The sequence below is a fragment of the Klebsiella sp. CN_Kp091 genome (assembly GCF_040065095.1).
GTDB classification, from domain to species: Bacteria; Pseudomonadota; Gammaproteobacteria; order Enterobacterales; family Enterobacteriaceae; genus Klebsiella; species Klebsiella aerogenes.
The window spans coordinates 24,132-43,893 of the sequence record NZ_JBEAIO010000040.1; the positions used below are offsets into that span (position 1 = coordinate 24,132).

Sequence of the window (19,762 nt, forward strand, 5' to 3'; positions counted from 1 at the left end):
CCTTAACCCGACGCATATCCAGAAGGTGATTAATCCGCAAAGTGATTCATTACGCAGGCAAAGCGGGGTGAAAAGTTATCGCCAATAAGAACCGTTTCCTCATTCAGCCGCTTTAACATATACAGCTTGTCGGCACGTTCGTAAGCGTCGAAGAAGAGGTAATCGACAGCGTCCGTTGCTTCATCATCGGGGGATTTTTCGCGTCCCTCGGGAGTGAGCATGAAAACGCCGGCAGTATGTCCAAGCGGACGAGCATACCGAAAGAACAATTTTCGGTTTACAGCAAACTCGCCGTCATCGCTTTTGAGCTTTCCTTGCACTGATAATGAAAGGTGCCCGGAGTTGTAGCTGGTAATCAGCATGATTCCGTGGAGTTCCTTTTTGGTATTCTGGATGTCGAGTATCGACGTGAATTCCGAGGAGCAGGAAAAACTGATTTCTTGTTTTTTAGCATTCCCAGTGATAATCAAATAAGCGATTGCTGCCAGCCCAATAATGACGATTACGACTGACCAGAGTAAAAAAGAGTGATCGCTTTCCTGCTTCATATCATTCCTCATGATGGCGATACTGGCTGATGCAATGGTAATAGCCGAGGTTGAGGCCGCATTCAGCGGCAAACGACCAATCAACCAGGTTATGGTTGCTCGCCCAGGTATTAAGATACAGATCTTTAGGGTGCGAGCAGTTGGGGCTAATCCCCACGGACTTGAAAATATCCAGCGCTTTCTTTTCGCTTATCGTGTCTGTGAGGGCATTTCCTAATATATGTACACGGCATTGCTCGTAGTCGATGGTGCGCAAGATAGCCGCGTCCGTCATGGCGATATGATTGGGTATCCATGTTAACCACGCTGTCGCCAGCACGGCGATGCTGGTAATTAACGCTGTGATAGCGACAGGCCACCGGTTTGGTTTCTTTCTCCTCGGCGTCGATGCAACATAGGCAACTCTGGCGGCCGTTTGCGCTTCTTCCATTTGCTGAATATTGATATTGACGTCGCCCATCCGAAATCCAATACGAGGAATGGTAACGATGAGTTCTGCAGGATGACCTGTTGACGTAATGGCTTTACGCAAAAATGAAATGTGCTGGTTAAGATTCGCATCCGTCGCTCTGGCGCCATTCTGCTGAAAAACATTCAGCAGAATTTCATCGCGCGAAGATATCTCTTTACCATTTTGCAACAAATAGAGCAGTAATTGTGTGGCCACATTATTCAATGTAGCTATTTCACCAGATGCCACGTCTTTTAGGGTATTTTTAAGTGGTCTGAAAACTAAACCATCACCAATAATTACGGATTTAATTTTGTTTATTGGTATATGAGAAATCACTGATGTCTCCTTTAAAGCAGGATATCTCGCATTCGAGTGGGGGAAGCAACAGCATAACATAATTCATTTATAAAAAGAGGCTGTGCCATAGATCGCTTTATTATCATTTACATAACAATATTTTAATATTCTTTATGTCATCATTCATTCTCCTTCCTTTCTTTCACTATCTTATTGTCAGCACTCACTTTTGGTATCCCTTTCAATTTTTAAAAATATTTTATAAATATATTCTGCCAGTTATCTGTTCTAAATTAAAAAATAGTTGATAGTTAAAAACTCTATAAAAACTATAAATAATAGACATTAACACTGTTGATTGCGTGTTTTTTGGCTGATTTTTAGGTAAAAGATCGATCTGCAGGCGGGAAAGCAACACGATTTCCTGAGTTTGATTGATTCCGTATTTTGGCATTGTGTCAATTTTTCGTCGACTTAATATAAGCCCCGAAACAGCGTAAACGACTGTGGACGGTATTTCTGATGGAATACCAATGAACTTCAAAATACGGTGCGGCTTGAGATGGATTGTTTGCAAGGATATGCGCTGCCGCCACCGCGAGATCGGGCTTTCCCGGACAGGAATTGTCTGTGGAAATAGATCGTCGAAATAACCAAAACACAGATATAAGGTTAAGTAGTAATATGAAAATGAAAAACGTGGCTGTGGCCTGTGCGCTGATGGCGGGAATGACTTTTACTGCATCTTCTGCTTTCGCTGCAAAGAATGTTGAACCGACTAACGGTAAAATCCACTTCACTGGTTCTCTTGTTAATTCCGCATGTGGTCTGGCGCCAGAATCCAGCCCGGTGCAGGTGAATTTTGGCGAGATCCCAACCTCTCAGTTAAAAGACAACCAACGTGCTGGCGTTAAACATGCCAAAATCGTTCTGCAGGGTTGCGATACGACTGTCGCAAAAACCGCTACCGTGACTTATACCCCGGCAACGATTGATGCAGACAACAACGCGCTAGCCGCCTTCACCTCTGGTACCGCCAAGGGCGCAGGCATCGGTATGGTTGACAGCGGCAACCAGGATGTTGAGTGGGGTAAAGCTGCCTCTCAGGTCAACATTACCGATGGCGAAACCGACATTGATTTCGTCGCTTACCTGCAGGCAAACAACGCATCTGCAGCGGTAACTCCGGGTGATTTTGAATCTACCGTTAATTTCCAGATCGATTATCAGTAACGATCTGCAGCGGGCGCATTAACGCGCCTGCTTAACCCTTCCTGCGAATAACTGAAAGGAAATGCGGTTATGCCTGGATGGCGTATTTTACTGCTTTTTATCTTCATATCGCCTGCATGGGTTTCGGCTGACACTCAACGTCTTGTCAGTACGCCCGGAAAAATGCGTATGCGGGGAAATATTATTGAGGCTGCTTGTTATGTCGATCCGCGCGACCGGTCGCTACTGGTTGAATTTGATGACCTCTCAGCCAGAGATATTTCCGGAACACCTGAAAAAGTATCTGCGCATGATTTCAGCATTCATTTGCTGGGATGCTCACTAGGGGATTCTCAAAACCCCGGTAATTTGTTTCAACGCGCCAATATTACTTTTTCCGGCGCCCCCGATAGCGACAATCCAGATTATCTGAGCGTGCAATCGGAAACTGAAAATTTAGCGATAGAAATATACGACAGCAAAGGGCAGCAAATTCATCTGGGCAAACCATCACCGGACTATGTACTTAACCCAGGAAAAAATACGCTCAAGTTTACGGCTTATTTGATCTCCCGCGACGGAAGAATGACATCTGGCGAATTTACTGCGGTCACGCATTTTGTTGTGAATTATCTCTGAGCTGCACTGCAATTCGGGTATCTGAAGGTTGCGAACGAAAATGATCACGCTGAAAACAGATAAAAAACGTCTGGCACTATTTATTGCTCTGGTCTGCGCCGCTTCATGGGCTGAAGCGGATGAGGCCATTGAATTTAATACCGACGTACTGGATGCCAGCGACAGGCATAATGTCGATTTACAGCGTTTTTCCGAAGGCAACTTTGTGGCTCCTGGAGAATATCTGCTGGATGTTCGTATAAACAGCCAGGAGATTCCTCAACAGTCAATCCGTTATATCGCCGATCCTGCCAACTCACATAAATCTATGGCGTGTCTGACGGCGCAACAACTCGAGTTACTGGCGCTAAAAGAAGAGGCGTTGACCCATATTCATCCCATTAGCGCAACCTGCTATGACATTTCCCGCCTGCCGGGTGTGGCGCTGAATAATAGCGCAGGCGTGCTGGACATTACCGTGCCTCAGGCATGGATGAAATATACCGACCCAGACTGGACGCCGCCGGAGCGCTGGGATAACGGCGTCGCCGGGCTGATTTTTGACTACAGCATCTCAGGGCAGGCCACGCATTACGAGCAGGGTGGCGATCATTATCGCTCGCTGTCCGGCTATGGGCAGACAGGTTTTAACCTCGGCGCATGGCGTTTTCGGGGCCAGTATCAGGCCAATTACGCTTCAGATGATAATCATGGGCGTATCGACTGGGATCAGATCTATGCATATCGCCCGTTACCAATGCAGGCTGCAAAACTGACGGTCGGTGAAATCTATCTGAATTCTCAGGTTTTTGACTCGGTGCGCTTCACCGGGGTCAACCTCGCCAGCGACGAGCGTATGCTGCCGCCAAATTTGCAGGGCTACGCGCCTGAAGTGCACGGCATCGCCCGCAGTAATGCGAAGGTCACCGTCAGTCAGCAGGGCCGTGTTATCTATCAAACCACCGTTCCTGCGGGGCCGTTTAATATTCAGGATCTGCACGGTTCGGTACGCGGTACGTTGGATGTGCGGGTCGAGGAGCAGGATGGCAGCGTACAAACTTTTCAGGTCAATACGGCTGATATTCCTTACCTGACGCGCCCGGGCTATGTTCGCTACAACGCCGCGGTCGGCAAGCCATCGCGTTATAACCACGACGTTCAGGGCCCTGCGTTTTATAGCGGCGATTTTTCCTGGGGGGTGAGCAATGCATGGTCACTGTACGGGGGCGCGTTGCTCACCGGCGAGCGCTACAACGCCTGGTCGATGGGGATTGGACGGGATTTAAGCTGGCTGGGAGCGCTGTCGGCCGATGCGACGCAATCCGTGAGTCGGGTGAAGCATCAGGCTGAACAAAAAGGCATGTCCTTTAAGCTCAGCTATGCCAAAACCTTTGATGAGTACAACAGCGCGATTACCTTTGCCGGATACCGCTTTTCACAGCGTAACTTCCGCACCTTCTCGCAGTTTCTCGACGAGCAGTATGAAAGTAACAACAGCGCCGGCAACGAAAAAGAGATGTACACCGTTACCGGCAACAAAACCTTTTTTGCTGACGATCCGCATTTAGCGACCACGCTCTACCTCACCTATACCCACCAGAACTATTGGGATCGCGGTTCCCAGGATCGTTACGGGTTATCGATGGGACACAGTTTTTCCTTCGCGGGTATCCAGGGGATCAGCGCCAACCTTGCGGCTTATCGCTCTGAGTATCAGGGCAAACGGGACGACAGTCTCTCGCTTTCAATTTCAGTGCCATGGGGCGATGGCCGCTCTATGGATTATGAATTACAGAACAGCGGTAACCAGACCAGCCAAATGGTTTCGTATTCCGATAACCGCGATCGCAACAATCCGTGGCGCTTGCGCGCAGGGGTTTCCGGGGAAGGTCATACGGCATTTGATGGCTATTACCAGCACCGCAGCATGATGGCGGAACTGGAATCCAACGTCAGCTGGCAGCAATCACGCTATTTCTCCGTTGGCGGCACGGTACGCGGCGGCTTAACGGCGACGCGTCACGGCGCGGCGTTACATAACAGCCAGGCGTCAATGAATACCGCCAGAGTGATGGTTGATACCGATGGCGTTGCCAATGTGCCGCTTAACGGCGAACAGGCGCACTCAAATCGTTTCGGTATTGCCGTCGTACCGGACGTCGTCAGCTATCACAGCTTTGATACCCGTATCGATGTGGACGCCATGGACGAGGACATTTCCGCGACCAAAGCGATCGTGACTAACACCCTGACGGAAGGCGCCATTGGCTACCAGCGCTTTGCCGTCGCGCAGGGGCAAAAAATGATGGCGCTGCTGCGCCTGAAGGATGGCTCGGTGCCGCCGTTTGGCGCCGAAGTGTTTAACGCCAACGGCGTCAGCGTCGCCATGGTGATGGAAAACGGCATGGCCTGGATTGCGGGGGTGAATCCGTCCGAGCGTCTTTCCGTTGCCTGGGCTGGTCGTGCGCAGTGTCACTTACAGGTGCCGCAACAAATCAACCCGGAAGGTAACGTGCTGTTGCCTTGTGAATAATATCAATAACCTGAATGAATTTTGTCATGAATAATAAATCTCTTAATTTCGCGCGCCGTTGGCTTAAACCCGTGGCCTGTGGCCTGTTTTTTATTGCCCAGATCAATGCTTCGTGGGCGGGTATTGCGCTCGACCGTACACGCATGATTATCACCGGTGATGCTCGCTCGGTAAGTGCGAACTTAACCAACACCAGCCCGAGTATTCCCTTTCTGGCTCAGTCGTGGGTAGAGGACGCCCACGGAACAAAAATTACCTCGCCATTAATGGTCTTACCGCCGCTGCAACGGATTAACGGTGGGCAGAAGGGAATCGCCCGCGTGACGAAAACCAGCGGAGTTAACGCGTTGCCACAGGATCGCGAGAGTCTGTTCTATTTGAACGTGCGTGAAATTCCGCCAAAACCGGATAAGCCGAACGTACTGCAGCTGGCGATGCAGTCGCGGATCAAATTGTTCTATCGGCCGACAGCTATCGTGCCGGAAACGCCGGGGGCCGTGTGGCAAAACCAACTGACCTTTCACAAACAGGGTCAGCGCTGGACCGTGGATAACCCAACGCCATACTTCGTCACCTTAATCGGCTTAAGCCGCAAACCTGAAGCCCAGGGCGGCGGCAGGCTGACTGATTTCCCGGGGATTATGATCTCGCCGAAATCCTCCCTCGATTTCAAGGTTTCGGATGCCAGCGTCAGCCAGTTCAGCATGATGTACGTGAACGATTTTGGCGGTCACCCTGAATTGAAATTCAGCTGTACAGGCAATGTGTGTAAAGCATTGCCGATGGAGCAACAGCCCCGGTAAAGGACTCGTAAATGAAAAAGATGCTTTGCGCTCTGCTGATGGCAGGCATGGCCTGCTCGGTTCAGGCCACAAGCGGCCGCCATGATATGAGCAACGTTTCCGGCGAGTATGGCAACGTCCGCTTTCATGGCCGGGTATTCGTTTCGCCGTGCGTGCTGGATATGGCTTCACGCGATCAGACCATCGATCTCGGCGATATTTCCGCCAGCCGCTTTCGCCAGAGCGGCGATCGCAGCGATCCGGTATTGGTGACGCTGCACCTGAATGGCTGCTTAAAAGGCTCCGGGCACACGTTAAAGGATTTCCCTGGGCAGACCAGCGAGCTCCCTGAGCTGGCGCACAGTACGGTGGAGCGTGGCGTTTCGATGACTCTGATGGCCGAAAGCGCGCCGGAAAACAGCGATCTTGGGCGGATTCGCGGCGATGTGCGCGGCGCGGGCATTCGGCTACTGACCGAACGCAACCAGTTGATCCATCTGAATCAACCGCAACGCATGTGGATCCTCAAACCGGGCGATAACGCGATTCACTTTCTTGCCGCGCTAGAATCTTTTGGGCAGGAGGTGACCGCTGGCGACTTTAACGGTCTGGTCAGACTTAAGCTGGAGTATCTATGAGCGTATTGCACAAAGCACTGCTGTGGGTCGCCCTGGCGGGCTGTCCGCTGGCCGGGCAGGCATTTACCCTCGGAGAGGGAGAACCACAGGGCGGTTCGCCGCATCAGTACGATATTGAACTGAGCTCGCTGGATGTCAGCAAAAACCACGAGGGCGGCAGAACGGATCCGTTCACCTGGAATTTGGGCAGTTGGTATGTCGTGGATTTTCATTGTGAGCAGGCCGACATCTCGCGACAGCCGATTTACTACACAACCACGACCACCATGCCGCCTTCTAATCAGGGAGCGAACCGTTTTCGTCTGAATGAGTACCTGGATGTGGAAGTCCAGGTATGGGTCGCCGGGCGGTATAACAACTATGTTCAGGCGCCGTTCACCAACTTTTCGAATCGCTACAACGACCATAACTGCAAAAAGCGCAAAGGCTACGAGCGAGCTACTAACATTGAAAGTGGCTCTAAAGGGAAAGTGACGTTTATTGTCACTAAACCCATTATTAACGGCATCAATATTACCTCTCAGTCGCTGGTGGAGGTTGCTGGACGTCTGGGCAACGCGGGACCTACGCCGACAACGCCAATTTCCCGTGTGGTCATTAAATCCGGGCTCATTACCGTACCGGACAAATGCATCTTTAATCGGGGAGACAAAATCAGCATTGAATTTGGCGATCTGCCAGGCTCCGCCGCCCGGCTCAACGGCACCAACTACAGCAAGTCGATCCCCATTCATGTGGTCTGCGAGGGGGGGAGCTTCGATCAGGGCGCGTTGAACATTAATCTTGGCGTACAAACTACCACGGCGTCAGGCACGGCGGGGTTTAACGATCATCTCCTCGGCACGCTGAGCGGTGGCCAAAAACGCGACGACCTTGGCATTGTGATTAAAGACGCGAGCGGCGGCACCGTCGTGCCCAATCAATTCTACAACGTGAAGGGTTTTTACCAGAATCAGGGCGACTGGAATCTTACCGCCGCGCCGGTGGCAAAACCGGGCGTGGGAAGCGTTAAAGAAGGTGAGTTTGAAGCTTCTGCCACCGTTGTCGCGCAGTTTCAGTAGGGGGATGCCATGAGATTTACGGCGTTAATCGCGACCAGCGCGCTACTGCTTGGCGGCTTGGCGCAGGCCGACACTAAGCTGGTCGGCGGCGATATGTATTTTCACGGCACCATTCGAGCGTTGGCCTGCAGCCTTGTGCCAGGAGGCGACAAAATCGAGGTCGATTTCGGGCAAATCGCGACGCAGGATCTCTATCTCTCGGGGCGCAGTAAGCCGAAAAAATTCAGCATTGAGTTACGCGACTGCAACCCGGAGGTTTTTCGCGGGATCTCGGTCACTTTCAGCGGGCGTGAGGATGCGGAGTTGGCGGATCATCTGGCGCTGGATAGCAGTGAACAAGGCGCCTCCGGAATCGGCATTGGAATGAGCGAAGAGGATGGTACGGCAATCCGCCTTGATGAAAGCACGTCAGTCAAAGAGATTACTGAAGGCTCGATGACGCTGAACTTTTTGGCATGGGTCGCGGCGGAACCGTCGGCGATAAAAAATCAGACTCTCGAATACGGCCCCTTCAGCGCCAGCGGGACCTGGACGCTGAACTACCAGTAGCATGATGAACACATTGCATCGTATTGCGCCGCTGCCGGCGCAGAAAGTATTGCTGGTTGTCAGTCTGCTGTTCTGGGGCGGGGCAATGCATCTCTACTGGCCGAATAACGGCGGTAGCGGTTTGTCGTTGCCGCTAAATATTACGGCCTGGATTTATGCCGTTGTGCTGGCAGCTAGCGCATTGATGCTGGTACCTCGTCAACGCTGGCGGATAACTATACCCGCAGCTGGGTTTACGATGGGGGCGCTCATTCTGACGCTGCTTTGTCTGTTGACGCCTGAGGTTTGGCAGTCCGAGGCGCTACTGGTCGCGGGGGCGTTGCTGGGAGGCGTGCTTGTTTATTTGGCGACGTTGCAAATTCCGCTTACGACAAACACGCTGACAGTACTGCTGGCTCTGCTCTGGGGCGCGTGTGTCCTCGAATGTCTGGCGTTTACTTATCAGTACTGGCATTGGCCGGGGGTGAATTACTGGGAGTTTGCCTGGCGTCGCGGTACGCGCCCGTACGGTATTTTTCAGCAGGTTAATCTGATGGCCAGCTTCACGGCGTGTGGCGTGCTGCTGTCAGCATTGCTCTTTTTACGGCTACGTGGCGGATATCGAATTATCATCGCGATTGCTCTGGTGCTAATGGGATTTGTACTGCATGAGTCTCAGTCGCAAACCGGTTACCTGTCTGTGGCGGTAGGCGAGGCCTTGCTGCTGGCGGTTTTTCCTGCGCAGCGCCGTACGCTGCTGTTAGTTCTGCTGCCGCTGGCGATAGGCATGATTGCGGGCGCGCTTGCCCGCCATTTCTTGTCGGTGGTGACGGTTAATCACCTGACGACCTCCCAGGTGCGCTGGACGGTGTTGAAAGCATCGCTGGCATTATTTGCCGAACGTCCGTGGGCAGGATGGGGCGTGGGCAGTTTCGCCGCCGTGTTTCTTGAACGCGCGGGTCCGTTGGGGCTGAGCAGCATCTCGCATCCGCATAACGAACTGGCGCTGTGGCTGGTGGAGGGAGGGCTGATTGGATTGCTGGGGGCGCTTTGTTTTATGGCGAGTGGTTTATGGCTCTGGCTATACGGCAATCGCTGGCATCGCGCCTGTCTGGTGGCGGCGCTACCCGTCGTTATCCATATGTTGACGGAATACCCCGTCAGGCAGTCAACGCCACACTGGCTACTGCTGATTTTGTTGCTTCGTTGCGCAGACTGTAGGCGAAAGGGGGCACGGCTGCCGTTCACCCTGGCGACGCTGTTGCGTGCTGTGGCATTGATCGCGGTTGCTGTCATCACACCATTGCTGTTTCTCACGCTGCATACGCAGCAGCAACTGACGCTGGCGGAGCGACAATCAACACAGTGGCGTCTGGCCGAATCTCTCCCTGTGGGAGGCTGGCTGCTTGCCACTCGCTACCGGTTTGATGTCCAGATGGGGTATCTACAACGATATCAACATACCCGTGATGAGCGTTGGCTGGCAGCCGTTCGCCGCTGGGCGCCTGACTATGTGCGTGTTCAACCGGACCCGAATGTCTCCTTCACGCAGATCTTGCTGGCCTTACAGCTGCGAGATCTGGCTGAGGCGCATCGTCTGGCGACGCGCTTTTGTCTGTTATACCCGAATGATAGGCGTATTCCATGGCTGCAGAATGCGCGACGTCCTTTTAATCAAATAATGGAGTGAGATAAGCAAATCCTCTTATCGGCCCACGCCCATTACTGAGCCAGAACGACCTGCGCGAGCCGATCGGTGATGTTATCAAGCGTGCAAATCTTAATACGATGGTCCCGTGAATCAGAGAGGATAACCGTTTCTCCGTCGCCTTCGATTTCAAGAATAAATCTCGCCCCCAGGCGCCTGGAATTTTTATAGCGGGTGCTGATTCGTTGGGGAGAGCAGTCGTTGATGATGCTTAAATAGGGAAATTGCTGACGCAGGCTACGCCCGAGCAGCATTGCCTTAGCAGCCACACGAGGCTGGCCTGCAATAATCACAATGTCGGTCGGCGGATGCGCTCTGGCGGGTTGGGGACGATAACCGAGCAGAGTGACAATCGGCTCCATCATGAATGCAAAACCGCAGGCGGAAACCGGTTTTTCAGCAATACGGCTGGCGCAGGCGTCGTATCGGCCGCCACGGCTGATAATTAACTCGCGCTCCATGGCAATGCTGCGCCATTCAAAGACCAACTGACAATAGTCATTGGCGGGAAACAGCGCAGGATCGTATTGCCAGGCAATACCGGCTTGGGTCAGGGCGTGCTGAAGGCGCTGGAACCGATGACGGGAGTCAACGGTAATAAAATCCGCCAGGCAGGGCGCCGCAGGAGCAAGACGCTGAAGAAGGATATCCTCATGATGGATCAACCACTCCGGATGTTTCTCCAGCCAGTGCTGCTGCTCCGGGTTCAGCAAATGCGCGATGGGCTGATAATAATCGCGTAACGCCCGGCGGAAAGCCGCCAGCGAGGCCTCGTCACCCAGCATATTAATATGCAGTTCCGCCATTTCACCGAGGCCAATACGCCTGAAGAAAACCGCCTGCATAACCAGATGCTCGAGTTCGATATCAACGCCCGGCATGCCGAATGCTTCGACGCCAATTTGATGATTTTGCCGGATATCTCCATCCAGGGAGCGTTGACGGAACATGGCGCCTGAATACCAAATCCGGCTCATTACTGCGGTATGAGGGTTATCGGCCATCAGGCGTAGACATTCGGTTGTCCCATCGCCACGTAATTTTCCCTTGTCGGCCATCACCGGGCCGCCTGGGGCGAATAGCGATGTATGTTCAAGTAAGGGTAACCTGATTTGTTGATAGCCATGCTGGCGCAGAAACTGTTCAGCCTGAAGTTCCAGCCAGGTCCACTGTTCTGACGGGGAGGATTCATATTTACGCGGGCGGCCGCAATGTCTTGCCCGCAGCGGCCTTTCCATCTGGGCTTCAAGTTGCTGGCTCAACGCTTGCGAGGCGAGCAGGCAATTTTGCGCCAGTGCATGGCGGATTCTGGTCACCAGCGCCCGATTGACCGGTTGCCGGCAGAACTCCTGGAAGTGGGCCTGTCGCTGTTGCTCATTCTCACCGAGCTTGAGCCAGGCAGGATGAGGAACTATCAAACCTGAAGGCAGATTACCGTGACTATGGCACCCCGGGCTCCCGTCTTCGTCACATTCAATAAAGCGTTTTACGGCCAGGAAATAGGTTTCAGGTTCCAGCGGGCTGCATAGGTAGCGGCTGTCCCACAACGCGCCATGCCGTTGGTAACGACGATTATAATAAGGCACATAGCTGCGTCCGATATGCTGAATAAAACGGCTCAGCGCCTGTTTATCCGGAGCGCTGACCAGCAGCAGGATACGTGGAACGGCAAGTGACCAACTGTGAATAGACACGGCGTAACGTTGCGCCGCGTCTTGCATACACCGTTCGAAGGTTGAGTAATCCTCCTCGTGGCGGAATAACTCCTCGCTATTATGCCCGCGAAGCTGCGCCAGATGCGGCATCCCCGGAATAAATAATCTGTTTTTTCTCGGCATGTCCACGGTTCTCTGCTTAAGGATCTCGCTGTGTGTCAGGGTGAAATGCTGAAGGCGGGATAAGCGCCGCGACGAGTACCGTCCTGCCGCACGGTACCCAATCTGGACGTGTTTACTGACAGTGCTGTTGCAGCCAGTCAATGAGCGCTTTCTCTTCGAGCGACATTTGACGGGAGCTGGCGAGGTCCCATAGCCGTATCTCATTGTCGGTATTCAGCGTGATTATCGCGCGACACTGGCTTTGTAGGGCGGTTTGATGCTGGCGTTTAAGTTTGTTGCCGCTGCAATCCACCATCACGCTTAACTTCTCAATACGCTGGCGCAGAAGCTCCGCCAGCATCTGGGCCCGCAGGCCATCATCCTGACATTCACTGGTAATGACCACGTCTGGGTGAAAATGCCACAACGGATTATCTTTCTGGCTGACGGTCTGAATCAGTAGCAGCAGGCGTTCGATACCGATGGCAAAACCGCAGGCTGGCAACGCCTTCGGATTGAATAACTCCGCCAGGCCGTCGTAGCGGCCACCGCCGCAGACGGTACCCTGCGAACCCAGTTCATCAGTCACCCACTCAAACACGGTGCGGGTGTAGTAATCCAGCCCGCGCACCAGACGCGGATTGATGGTGTAGGGGATGTCGGCCTTATCGAGCAGTTCGCAGAGTAGCGAAAAATGGCGACGGGAGTCTTCGAACAGGTAATCCAGCAATCGTGGCGCCTGTTCCAGCATGGGCTGCATGGTCGGATTTTTGCTGTCGAGAATACGTAATGGATTGGTTTCCAGTCGTTTGAGGCTATCTTCATCCAATTGCTCACGATGAGCATTAAACCAGTCAACAAGGGCGGCTTTATGCGCCCGCCGTTCATCCGGCGTGCCCAGGGAGTTAATTTCCAGCCTGACATGTGGGGTCAGGCCCAGCTCCTGGAACAAATCCCGGACCATAAAAATCATTTCAGCATCGACGTCCGGCCCGGCCATGCCGAAGGCTTCAGCACCGAACTGCGTGAACTGACGCAGTCGTCCCTTCTGCGGGCGTTCATAGCGAAACATCGGGCCCTGATACCACAGGCGCTGGGTTTTGTTGTAACACAGATTATTTTCCAGCACCGCACGCATGCAGCCGCTGGTCCCCTCGGGACGCAGCGTAATCTGTTCGCCGCTTTTATCCGTAAAATTGTACATTTCTTTGGCAACGATATCTGTGGCTTCGCCAACAGCACGTTCGAATAAGGCGACCGGTTCCAGCAGGGGTAAGCGGATCTCCTGGTAGCCATAACGGTAGGTCAGACGACGGAATTTATTTTCAAGCCATTGCCAGATTGGCGTTTCGGCGGGCAGTACGTCGCGCATACCACGTATGGCTTTTAACTTTGCACTCATCGTTTATGACTCCTGATGCGAAATTCCCATATACTGTGCAGGTCTGGCGGGTTCCGGTTGGCGCTGCAACCCACCAGATTGTCCAGCGAGCAGCGGCAGTTTGCCGCTGCTCACTCTTATGCCGCCCGTTGCGCCAGGTCGGCGATTACGTCATCGATCAGCGCATCAATCCGGGAACTGTCCAGGTGGTGAGCGGTGGTGATCAGATGGGCCACGTTGCCGGACGTTGCCAGGCAGTGTTTCTTCCATACCCATTCAGAAGGCTTCGGAAAGACCACCGTGATGGAGTTTTTGTGGCACAGCGCGTCAATACCTGCTGCTTTAAAGCGATCCACGGCGTATTTCGCCATGTTGAGGCTGTGACCAATGCGGCGATGCCATTCGGCATCGGTATGGCTGCGAACGGCGGCCCACATCATCAAAGGGGTGTGACCGTTGCGTGACCCTGAAATCGTTTTATCGTGGGCGGAGATGTAGTCGATCTCTACGCTGATACGGTCGACGTTGGCTTTCTTGGCTACCACAATGCCGCATGGAATCGGGGAGCCGATCATTTTGTGTCCGGAAACGCCAATCGAATCGATACCATCCGCGAAGGTAAAGGGTTGTGGGTCCTCCACGAAAGGCAAGATCATGCCGCTTAGCGCGGCATCCGCATGCAGATAATAATCTTCACGTGGGATCCCCAGCGCAGCGATACGCTTCTGTATCTCAGCGATATTATCAACAGCGCCGCGTACCGTTGTGCCAATATTGGCGAAAATGATAGGATGGCGTTCGCCTGAGGTCCTGATTTTATTGATTAAATCGTCATAATCCATTTCTCCGTCTGGTTGAGATTCCACCAGTTGCGATTTGATACGCAGCAGTTTGACGATTTTAGCGACGGAATAGTGAGTATCTTTTGAATAGTAGAGCGTGCCTTCCGGGAACAGCTCTCTTCCCAGATAGCAACCAAACATATTACTTTCTGTGCCGCCGTTGGTGACATAGCCCCAGCTTTCCGCAAAGGGGATTTTGAATATGCCGGAGAAATACTCCATGACTTCTTTTTCAAAGTCGAAAGAGTTGAGTAAATAGTTACAGTACTCTCCCCAGTCACCACAGTTATTAATTGAGAAACGCAGAAAACGCTCCAGCATGGTGTAATCAAAATCAGCAGATTCAGGGTAGCCAATATTAAAGTAGCGATTTTTTACACAGTATGACCAAAATGCATCGAGTTTATTTTGATCGGCAATAGATAAAGACATATGAATCTCCATATTTATGTTGGTGAATAAAATATTATTTTTGAAGGTAAAGAATATCCTGGCCTTTTTTATTACGTCCGGCCGCGACAAAAGAAAACAGAGGAATGGTTACCATCATCATAATTGTGCCCCAGAAAATGGAATCAGTACCCGAACCGAGCAGGGCGAATATACTGTAAATCATACCGATGACAGTCAGGACGCAATAAAACATAAAGCCACGTCCACGGTTGAGCTTTTTAGAAACCATGATGATAGGTAGCGCGATAATGGCATACATATAAGGCAGCAGGGAGGCAAATACCGACATCAGAATCACCACCTGGAACTGTTTGGCGAGATCGGGGGAAGCCGTCAGTAACAGCACCAGACTCATCAGCACGCCAGAAATAATCAGACCTTTCATCGGGACATCATTTTTATTGGTCTCGGCGAAAACCTGCGGAAATAACCCCTGTTTCGCCCCGGCCCGCGGCCCTTCTGACTGTAGAATCAACCAGCCGGAAATGGAGCCAAAGCAGGCGATAATACTCAGCGCGGAGGCGATGTTGCCGGCCATATCGCCAAACATATAGCGTGCCGCATCGGCGAATGGGGCGGCAGATTTGACCAGTTCGGCGTGGGGAACCAGGCCCATGATAACGGTACAGCTACCGACGTAACATACGGAGGCAATCAGCAGACCATATACGGTTGCGCGAGGCACCGTGCGTTCAGGATTTTCCACCTGTCCGCTGGAGACCACGGCGGATTCCACCCCTAAGAAACCCCACAGCGCAATGGAGGCCGCGGAGACGATGGCTGAGCTGTCGCTGTTGCCCGTCCCGTTGTAGACTTCAGAGAACATTTTCGGGTCAAACCAGAACCAGCCGACAATGCCCACACCCAGCACCACGACCAGCATGCAGCTGGCGGTGAAGGACTGCGCGCGCCCGGCCGTTTTAGCCCCCAGGCTGCCTAAGGCAATAAATGCCCACAGAATCGCGATAGCGGTGATACAACCGTAAACCGGATTATGCAGCGCCGGGAAGAAGTAGCTCAGATAGCCGACCCCGGCGACGAGGAGCGCGACGTTGCCAATCCAGGCGCTGATCCAGTAGCAAACCGTCGTCTGAAACCCGATGAAAGGGCCAAACGCATCGCTGGCATAGGCCACGATCCCTCCTGCGCGAGGGGTAATGAGGCTGGTTTTAGCGAAAACCAACGCCAGCGCAATTACGCCAATAATAGTAAACAACCATCCCCATAGTGAAATATATCCCACTCCGGCGAGATTGGTCGGCAACATAAAAACACCGGAACCCATCATATTTGATGCGGTCACAAGGGTTAGTGCCGTTAACCCCATTTTTTGCGCAGTACCCGCGCTGACGCTTCCCATATATATCCCCTCTGTATTAAGTAAATGCTTACTTGGTTATTAAGCGCATTTTTTCACAGGGTAGGTGCGGGAATATGATCTACATCATTTTTTGAAAATGATATGCGCGAATATATATTAATTTCTGTGTAGTTTTTAAACAGTGATTGGGTAATTCACTCCGTCCCCTTTTTTATTTAATCATCAAGGTCAGTGGTGATTGTGCAGTAAATAACGGACGGGCTAATTTTTATAGGCGGGCGCTACAGTGAGTGGCTGCTGATTTTTCGGATGCAAAAAATAAGGGGCAAAAGCCCCTTTATCTTTATTTCAACGCATCTTGTTATTAAGTTTCACCGCTCAGCAGGTGGTTTACTGGACCGGCTGGTACTTTTCGCCATGCTAGCAAACACGCCGTCGCGGAATATCCATGCGTGCACTAATGCCGCCGAGAGATGTAGCAACACCACCGCAAAGAGCAGTTTAGCTAACAGGCGATGGGCGTCGTGAAACCAGGCAAAAAGCGCCGGGCTGGTCGGGGTAATGGCCGGAAGGTTAAGTCCTTCAAACATAACTATCGGAACGCCCGCAGCCGACAGTTGCGCCCAGCCAAGCAATGGCATTGCCAGCATCAGCGCGTATAGCGCCCAGTGTGACGCTTTTGCCGCCAGCACCTGCCAGCGTGAGAGCTCCGCAGGAAGATGTGGCGGCCGGCTATAAAACCGGTTGGCCAGGCGAATGAGCGCCAGCAGCAAAATAGCGATCCCCAATGGCCGATGTACATCCACCAACCAAATGCGATGGTGTAATGAAGTCATCATAGCGGCGCCGATGAACAGCATGGCCAGGATCATGATTGCCATCAGCCAATGCAGATATCTCGCCAGAAGGTTGAAATGCTGCGGCGCGCGCCTTTGGTCAGGTTTATTCGATATCATTTAACCTCCTGTTTTTGCACGGCTTCGGTTGCTTTGCCGTAGCCAATTTCCCGTTCGCGACGGCTCCAGGAATGCGAATAGGCGCCAGAGCGCGCATTTAAGACGGGGTCGTTAGAGACCTCTACTCCAGCAGGCACGATGGAGGGATCAAAGTTAACGTCACGGCAGGCGCCTTCGGCTTGGGCGACGAGTTGGGTGACTTTGAGCGTACCGGCGACGACCTGCTGGCGATCCTTTGGCCATGGCTGCGAAGGGTCATCCACCGCGTCGCCAGATTGGGCGAGTTGCAATACCAAATCCCAGTAAATAGGATGCTGAGAAAGCCGCTGCTGTAATTGTTCGAACAGGAAGTTATGGTCGGCTTTCTGTCGCTGTTCATCAGCGATAGAGACAAATGGATCGTGCGGCCGCATCATCCAGCGTACGGGCTGGCGCTGGCGGTCAGCGTTCACAAGATAGAACGCGTTAATGCTGAAAAATGTCGCCCCGGCAAAGCCGCCTGGCGCTGGCTTTTGCGCCGCCCACTGCAAATATTTACCGGCTTCCGGGTAGGCCTGTAAAAATGCCGCGAGACGTTGCGGATCGGGCTTACCGGTGGCCGGGTCGACGGCGGTGGCCTTCTTCATGGCAAGAAAGCCCTCCGGGTTTCGCGTGGCGAAGTAGGGCTCGTTGTTCATTGCCATGCGCCATTGCTGTTGATCGTCCGTTTTCAGTAGCAGCGCCATGCTCAGGGTTTTCGTTGAATTATCAGCCGCGTGTGGATTACCTGCGCCAATGGAGAATCGCCCTACAGCGGGGGTTTTCGACTGTGAAAAGAGCCGCGCGGTGGAATAAGAAACGGCTGGAGCGGCTGGCTCGAACGTCCCGGTAAAACAGATCCCTTTGCCGTGTGCCCGGCGAAACCCGGCAGGAAAAGGCTTGTCTGGATCGGGGACTAATGACTGGCTGGTGGTTCGCGAACCCAGCCAGCCTGAGGTCCAGGCGAATGCCGCCGCCGTTGCCCCGACGATGACCGCGATGGACGCCAGCGCGCGCCAGGTATTTGGGGATCGGAAATCCAGTTTTGACATAGACCTTTTCCTGTTATTAAGTTTTATTCCACATCACGCTTACTTTATTTCAAATAATGCAGTTAATATCGTGAAAATACAGGGGCATTATTGATGTGTGGACGTTGTCGCTATATTTTTGTATGTGCTGGGGAAGATTGTGTTTATTATAATTTAGTTGGTTGTGTTTCTTCTTTAACCGCATTTTTATTCTTCATGAATTATCATGATAATAATTATAATTGGTGCGCGAACGAAAGAAACAATATCACGAAAAGTTTATACTTCTGTGCAGTTAACGTGATAATAAAAAATGTCATTATCCGCGCTGGATGACGGGCATCACCGACCCGATTCAGGGTATAGTGAAAGCCAAAGTGGTCTCGGAATACATTGCCTACAGCGTGACGAGGGTAATGTGTTGAGCTATATATCTATGTTGGATAAATTTCACTGAAAAATCAAAGTGATGAACGATAAAAAATGGATTAAAGCAGAAGACGTGGCGAAGCTTGCCGGCGTTTCCCGTTCAGCCGTCTCCCGCGCTTTCACGCCTGGGGCCTCGGTGTCGCCGAAAACCCGCGCCAAAGTGCAGGCCGCCGCGGAAGCTCTGGGCTACCAGGTCAATATCATCGCCCGTACGATGAACACCGGCAGCAGCAACTTTATCGGCATCATCACTTCGGGGTTCGATAACCCTTTTCGCAGTAAACTGCTGGCGCCGCTCATCCACCAGCTGGCGCTGCATGGATTTATGCCATTGTTGATGAACGCCGATGATCCGCAGCAGTTAGCCCCTTCGCTAAAACATCTTCTCAGCTACCACGTCGCAGGCGTCATTATCACTTCCGGCGCGCCGCCGCTGGAGTTGGCTGAGGAGTATCTTGCGCGAAAAATTCCCGTTACGCTTATCAACCGTCACGCTGAGCTTCCCGGTTGCGATCGCGTCAGCAGCGATAACGCGCTCGGCGGGAAACTGGCCGCTGAGCTGTTGCACGCAGGCCAGTGCCGGGACGTCGGTTTTATTGGCGAAAATCGTGACAATTTCAGTACCCGTCAGCGCTACGAGGGTTTTATCCGCCATGCCAGCGGGCTGGCTGTTACGCCGCATTTCTGCGAAACGGGCGGTTATCAGTCCGGTTTTGCGGCCGCTCGCCGGCTCGCCGCGGAAAGGCCAGGATTGCAGGCGCTGTTTTGCGCCACGGATATGCTGGCGATTGGGGCGATGGATGGGCTACGAGCGGATAATCCAGCAGCCGTCCTGCCGGCGATTATTGGCTTCGACGATATTCCCCAGGCGGAGTGGCAGCCTTATCAACTTACCACTATCCAGCAGGATACCACGCAGTTGGCTTATCACGCGGTGGAGATGCTGGTCAGCCGGATCGCCAAATTCAATCAACCTTCACGTCACCGTGAAGTTGCTGTGAAATTAATAATTCGTAATAGCGCTAAATGAAAAATTCATTTTATGATGAATCGATCACAGAATTATCGCTAAAATCCATCCACACTCACTGCGCTCTTCGGGGCTTTTTTAAATAAAATTGCACACGTGTGCAAA

General features: G+C 52.5%; 17 protein-coding genes. 9 read left to right on the plus strand and 8 right to left on the minus strand.

The genetic code is table 11. The features are described 5' to 3' along the window. Nucleotides 1-29: 29 nt before the first annotated feature. Both ABLV17_RS15675 and ABLV17_RS15680 read right to left on the minus strand, forming a co-directional pair. Complete coding sequence (locus ABLV17_RS15675) at nucleotides 30-548, minus strand: hypothetical protein (protein WP_045391971.1); 519 nt, start codon at nucleotides 546-548, stop codon at nucleotides 30-32. Between the two features lies 1 nt (nucleotide 549). After that, nucleotides 550-1,338, minus strand: a complete 789-nt coding sequence (locus ABLV17_RS15680; RefSeq protein WP_087859743.1) for a winged helix-turn-helix domain-containing protein — start codon at nucleotides 1,336-1,338, stop codon at nucleotides 550-552. A gap of 645 nt (nucleotides 1,339-1,983) precedes the next feature. Between ABLV17_RS15680 and ABLV17_RS15685 the strand changes: the two genes are divergently transcribed. The 8 genes from ABLV17_RS15685 to ABLV17_RS15720 all read left to right on the plus strand — a co-directional run bounded on the left by ABLV17_RS15685 (nucleotide 1,984) and on the right by ABLV17_RS15720 (nucleotide 10,361). Next, entirely contained in the window at nucleotides 1,984-2,532 is a 549-nt protein-coding gene (locus ABLV17_RS15685) for a fimbrial protein (RefSeq protein ID WP_015369827.1), read from the plus strand. A 69-nt stretch (nucleotides 2,533-2,601) separates the two neighbouring features. Further along, nucleotides 2,602-3,150 carry a fimbrial protein gene (locus ABLV17_RS15690; RefSeq protein ID WP_213793542.1) on the plus strand — a complete coding sequence of 183 codons (549 nt, stop codon included), beginning with the start codon at nucleotides 2,602-2,604 and terminating at the stop codon, nucleotides 3,148-3,150. Nucleotides 3,151-3,190: 40 nt separating this feature from the next. Continuing rightward, nucleotides 3,191-5,662: a fimbria/pilus outer membrane usher protein gene (locus ABLV17_RS15695; RefSeq protein WP_308957830.1), complete on the plus strand. Its 2,472-nt coding sequence runs from the start codon at nucleotides 3,191-3,193 to the stop codon at nucleotides 5,660-5,662. Between the two features lie 26 nt (nucleotides 5,663-5,688). Beyond that, a complete protein-coding gene (locus ABLV17_RS15700) occupies nucleotides 5,689-6,465 on the plus strand; it encodes a fimbria/pilus periplasmic chaperone (protein ID WP_308957831.1) in 777 nt (258 codons plus the stop codon). Between the two features lie 11 nt (nucleotides 6,466-6,476). Then, nucleotides 6,477-7,082 (plus strand): fimbrial protein, encoded by a 606-nt coding sequence (locus ABLV17_RS15705; RefSeq protein WP_113373002.1) that lies wholly within the window; start codon nucleotides 6,477-6,479, stop codon nucleotides 7,080-7,082. Next, nucleotides 7,079-8,143, plus strand: a complete 1,065-nt coding sequence (locus tag ABLV17_RS15710; RefSeq protein ID WP_087859739.1) for a fimbrial protein — start codon at nucleotides 7,079-7,081, stop codon at nucleotides 8,141-8,143. The genes ABLV17_RS15705 and ABLV17_RS15710 overlap by 4 nt, the downstream gene beginning before the upstream one ends. Nucleotides 8,144-8,152: 9 nt before the next feature. Beyond that, nucleotides 8,153-8,692, plus strand: a complete 540-nt coding sequence (locus ABLV17_RS15715) for a fimbrial protein (protein ID WP_087859738.1) — start codon at nucleotides 8,153-8,155, stop codon at nucleotides 8,690-8,692. Nucleotide 8,693: 1 nt separating this feature from the next. Beyond that, nucleotides 8,694-10,361: a Wzy polymerase domain-containing protein gene (locus tag ABLV17_RS15720; protein ID WP_348854357.1), complete on the plus strand. Its 1,668-nt coding sequence runs from the start codon at nucleotides 8,694-8,696 to the stop codon at nucleotides 10,359-10,361. A gap of 32 nt (nucleotides 10,362-10,393) precedes the next feature. Here the strand turns inward: ABLV17_RS15720 and ABLV17_RS15725 are convergent, their stop codons facing one another. The 6 genes from ABLV17_RS15725 to ABLV17_RS15750 all read right to left on the minus strand — a co-directional run bounded on the left by ABLV17_RS15725 (nucleotide 10,394) and on the right by ABLV17_RS15750 (nucleotide 18,219). Then, nucleotides 10,394-12,217, minus strand: a complete 1,824-nt coding sequence (locus ABLV17_RS15725; protein WP_348854358.1) for an ATP phosphoribosyltransferase regulatory subunit — start codon at nucleotides 12,215-12,217, stop codon at nucleotides 10,394-10,396. 112 nt (nucleotides 12,218-12,329) lie between these two features. Beyond that, a complete protein-coding gene (hisS, locus tag ABLV17_RS15730) occupies nucleotides 12,330-13,598 on the minus strand; it encodes a histidine--tRNA ligase (protein ID WP_113373000.1) in 1,269 nt (422 codons plus the stop codon). A 116-nt stretch (nucleotides 13,599-13,714) separates the two neighbouring features. Next, entirely contained in the window at nucleotides 13,715-14,851 is a 1,137-nt protein-coding gene (locus ABLV17_RS15735) for a histidine decarboxylase (RefSeq protein WP_015369839.1), read from the minus strand. Between the two features lie 34 nt (nucleotides 14,852-14,885). After that, complete coding sequence (hdcC, locus tag ABLV17_RS15740) at nucleotides 14,886-16,232, minus strand: histidine-histamine antiporter (RefSeq protein WP_047039186.1); 1,347 nt, start codon at nucleotides 16,230-16,232, stop codon at nucleotides 14,886-14,888. A 332-nt stretch (nucleotides 16,233-16,564) separates the two neighbouring features. After that, the gene (locus tag ABLV17_RS15745) at nucleotides 16,565-17,149 is read right to left on the minus strand and encodes a cytochrome b (protein WP_113372999.1); all 585 of its coding nucleotides are present in this window, start codon (nucleotides 17,147-17,149) and stop codon (nucleotides 16,565-16,567) included. Continuing rightward, on the minus strand, nucleotides 17,146-18,219 hold the full coding sequence (locus ABLV17_RS15750) for a catalase family peroxidase (protein ID WP_308957835.1): 1,074 nt from the start codon (nucleotides 18,217-18,219) through the stop codon (nucleotides 17,146-17,148). Before ABLV17_RS15750 ends, ABLV17_RS15745 begins: the two co-directional genes overlap by 4 nt. Nucleotides 18,220-18,700: 481 nt before the next feature. On the opposite strand from ABLV17_RS15750, the gene ABLV17_RS15755 reads away from it, so the two are divergent. Continuing rightward, nucleotides 18,701-19,657: a LacI family DNA-binding transcriptional regulator gene (locus ABLV17_RS15755; protein WP_161801926.1), complete on the plus strand. Its 957-nt coding sequence runs from the start codon at nucleotides 18,701-18,703 to the stop codon at nucleotides 19,655-19,657. Nucleotides 19,658-19,762: the final 105 nt, after the last annotated feature.

What these genes read in the sequence shown, in the direction of transcription:
- ABLV17_RS15675 (WP_045391971.1), bottom strand. Translation starts at nt 548, where the DNA reads ATGAAGCAGGAAAGCGATCACTCTTTTTTACTCTGGTCAGTCGTAATC.
- ABLV17_RS15685 (WP_015369827.1), top strand. Translation starts at nt 1,984, where the DNA reads ATGAAAATGAAAAACGTGGCTGTGGCCTGTGCGCTGATGGCGGGAATG.
- ABLV17_RS15690 (WP_213793542.1), top strand. Translation starts at nt 2,602, where the DNA reads ATGCCTGGATGGCGTATTTTACTGCTTTTTATCTTCATATCGCCTGCA.
- ABLV17_RS15695 (WP_308957830.1), top strand. Translation starts at nt 3,191, where the DNA reads ATGATCACGCTGAAAACAGATAAAAAACGTCTGGCACTATTTATTGCT.
- ABLV17_RS15700 (WP_308957831.1), top strand. Translation starts at nt 5,689, where the DNA reads ATGAATAATAAATCTCTTAATTTCGCGCGCCGTTGGCTTAAACCCGTG.
- ABLV17_RS15705 (WP_113373002.1), top strand. Translation starts at nt 6,477, where the DNA reads ATGAAAAAGATGCTTTGCGCTCTGCTGATGGCAGGCATGGCCTGCTCG.
- ABLV17_RS15710 (WP_087859739.1), top strand. Translation starts at nt 7,079, where the DNA reads ATGAGCGTATTGCACAAAGCACTGCTGTGGGTCGCCCTGGCGGGCTGT.
- ABLV17_RS15715 (WP_087859738.1), top strand. Translation starts at nt 8,153, where the DNA reads ATGAGATTTACGGCGTTAATCGCGACCAGCGCGCTACTGCTTGGCGGC.
- ABLV17_RS15720 (WP_348854357.1), top strand. Translation starts at nt 8,694, where the DNA reads ATGATGAACACATTGCATCGTATTGCGCCGCTGCCGGCGCAGAAAGTA.
- ABLV17_RS15725 (WP_348854358.1), bottom strand. Translation starts at nt 12,217, where the DNA reads ATGCCGAGAAAAAACAGATTATTTATTCCGGGGATGCCGCATCTGGCG.
- hisS (WP_113373000.1), bottom strand. Translation starts at nt 13,598, where the DNA reads ATGAGTGCAAAGTTAAAAGCCATACGTGGTATGCGCGACGTACTGCCC.
- ABLV17_RS15735 (WP_015369839.1), bottom strand. Translation starts at nt 14,851, where the DNA reads ATGTCTTTATCTATTGCCGATCAAAATAAACTCGATGCATTTTGGTCA.
- hdcC (WP_047039186.1), bottom strand. Translation starts at nt 16,232, where the DNA reads ATGGGAAGCGTCAGCGCGGGTACTGCGCAAAAAATGGGGTTAACGGCA.
- ABLV17_RS15745 (WP_113372999.1), bottom strand. Translation starts at nt 17,149, where the DNA reads ATGATATCGAATAAACCTGACCAAAGGCGCGCGCCGCAGCATTTCAAC.
- ABLV17_RS15750 (WP_308957835.1), bottom strand. Translation starts at nt 18,219, where the DNA reads ATGTCAAAACTGGATTTCCGATCCCCAAATACCTGGCGCGCGCTGGCG.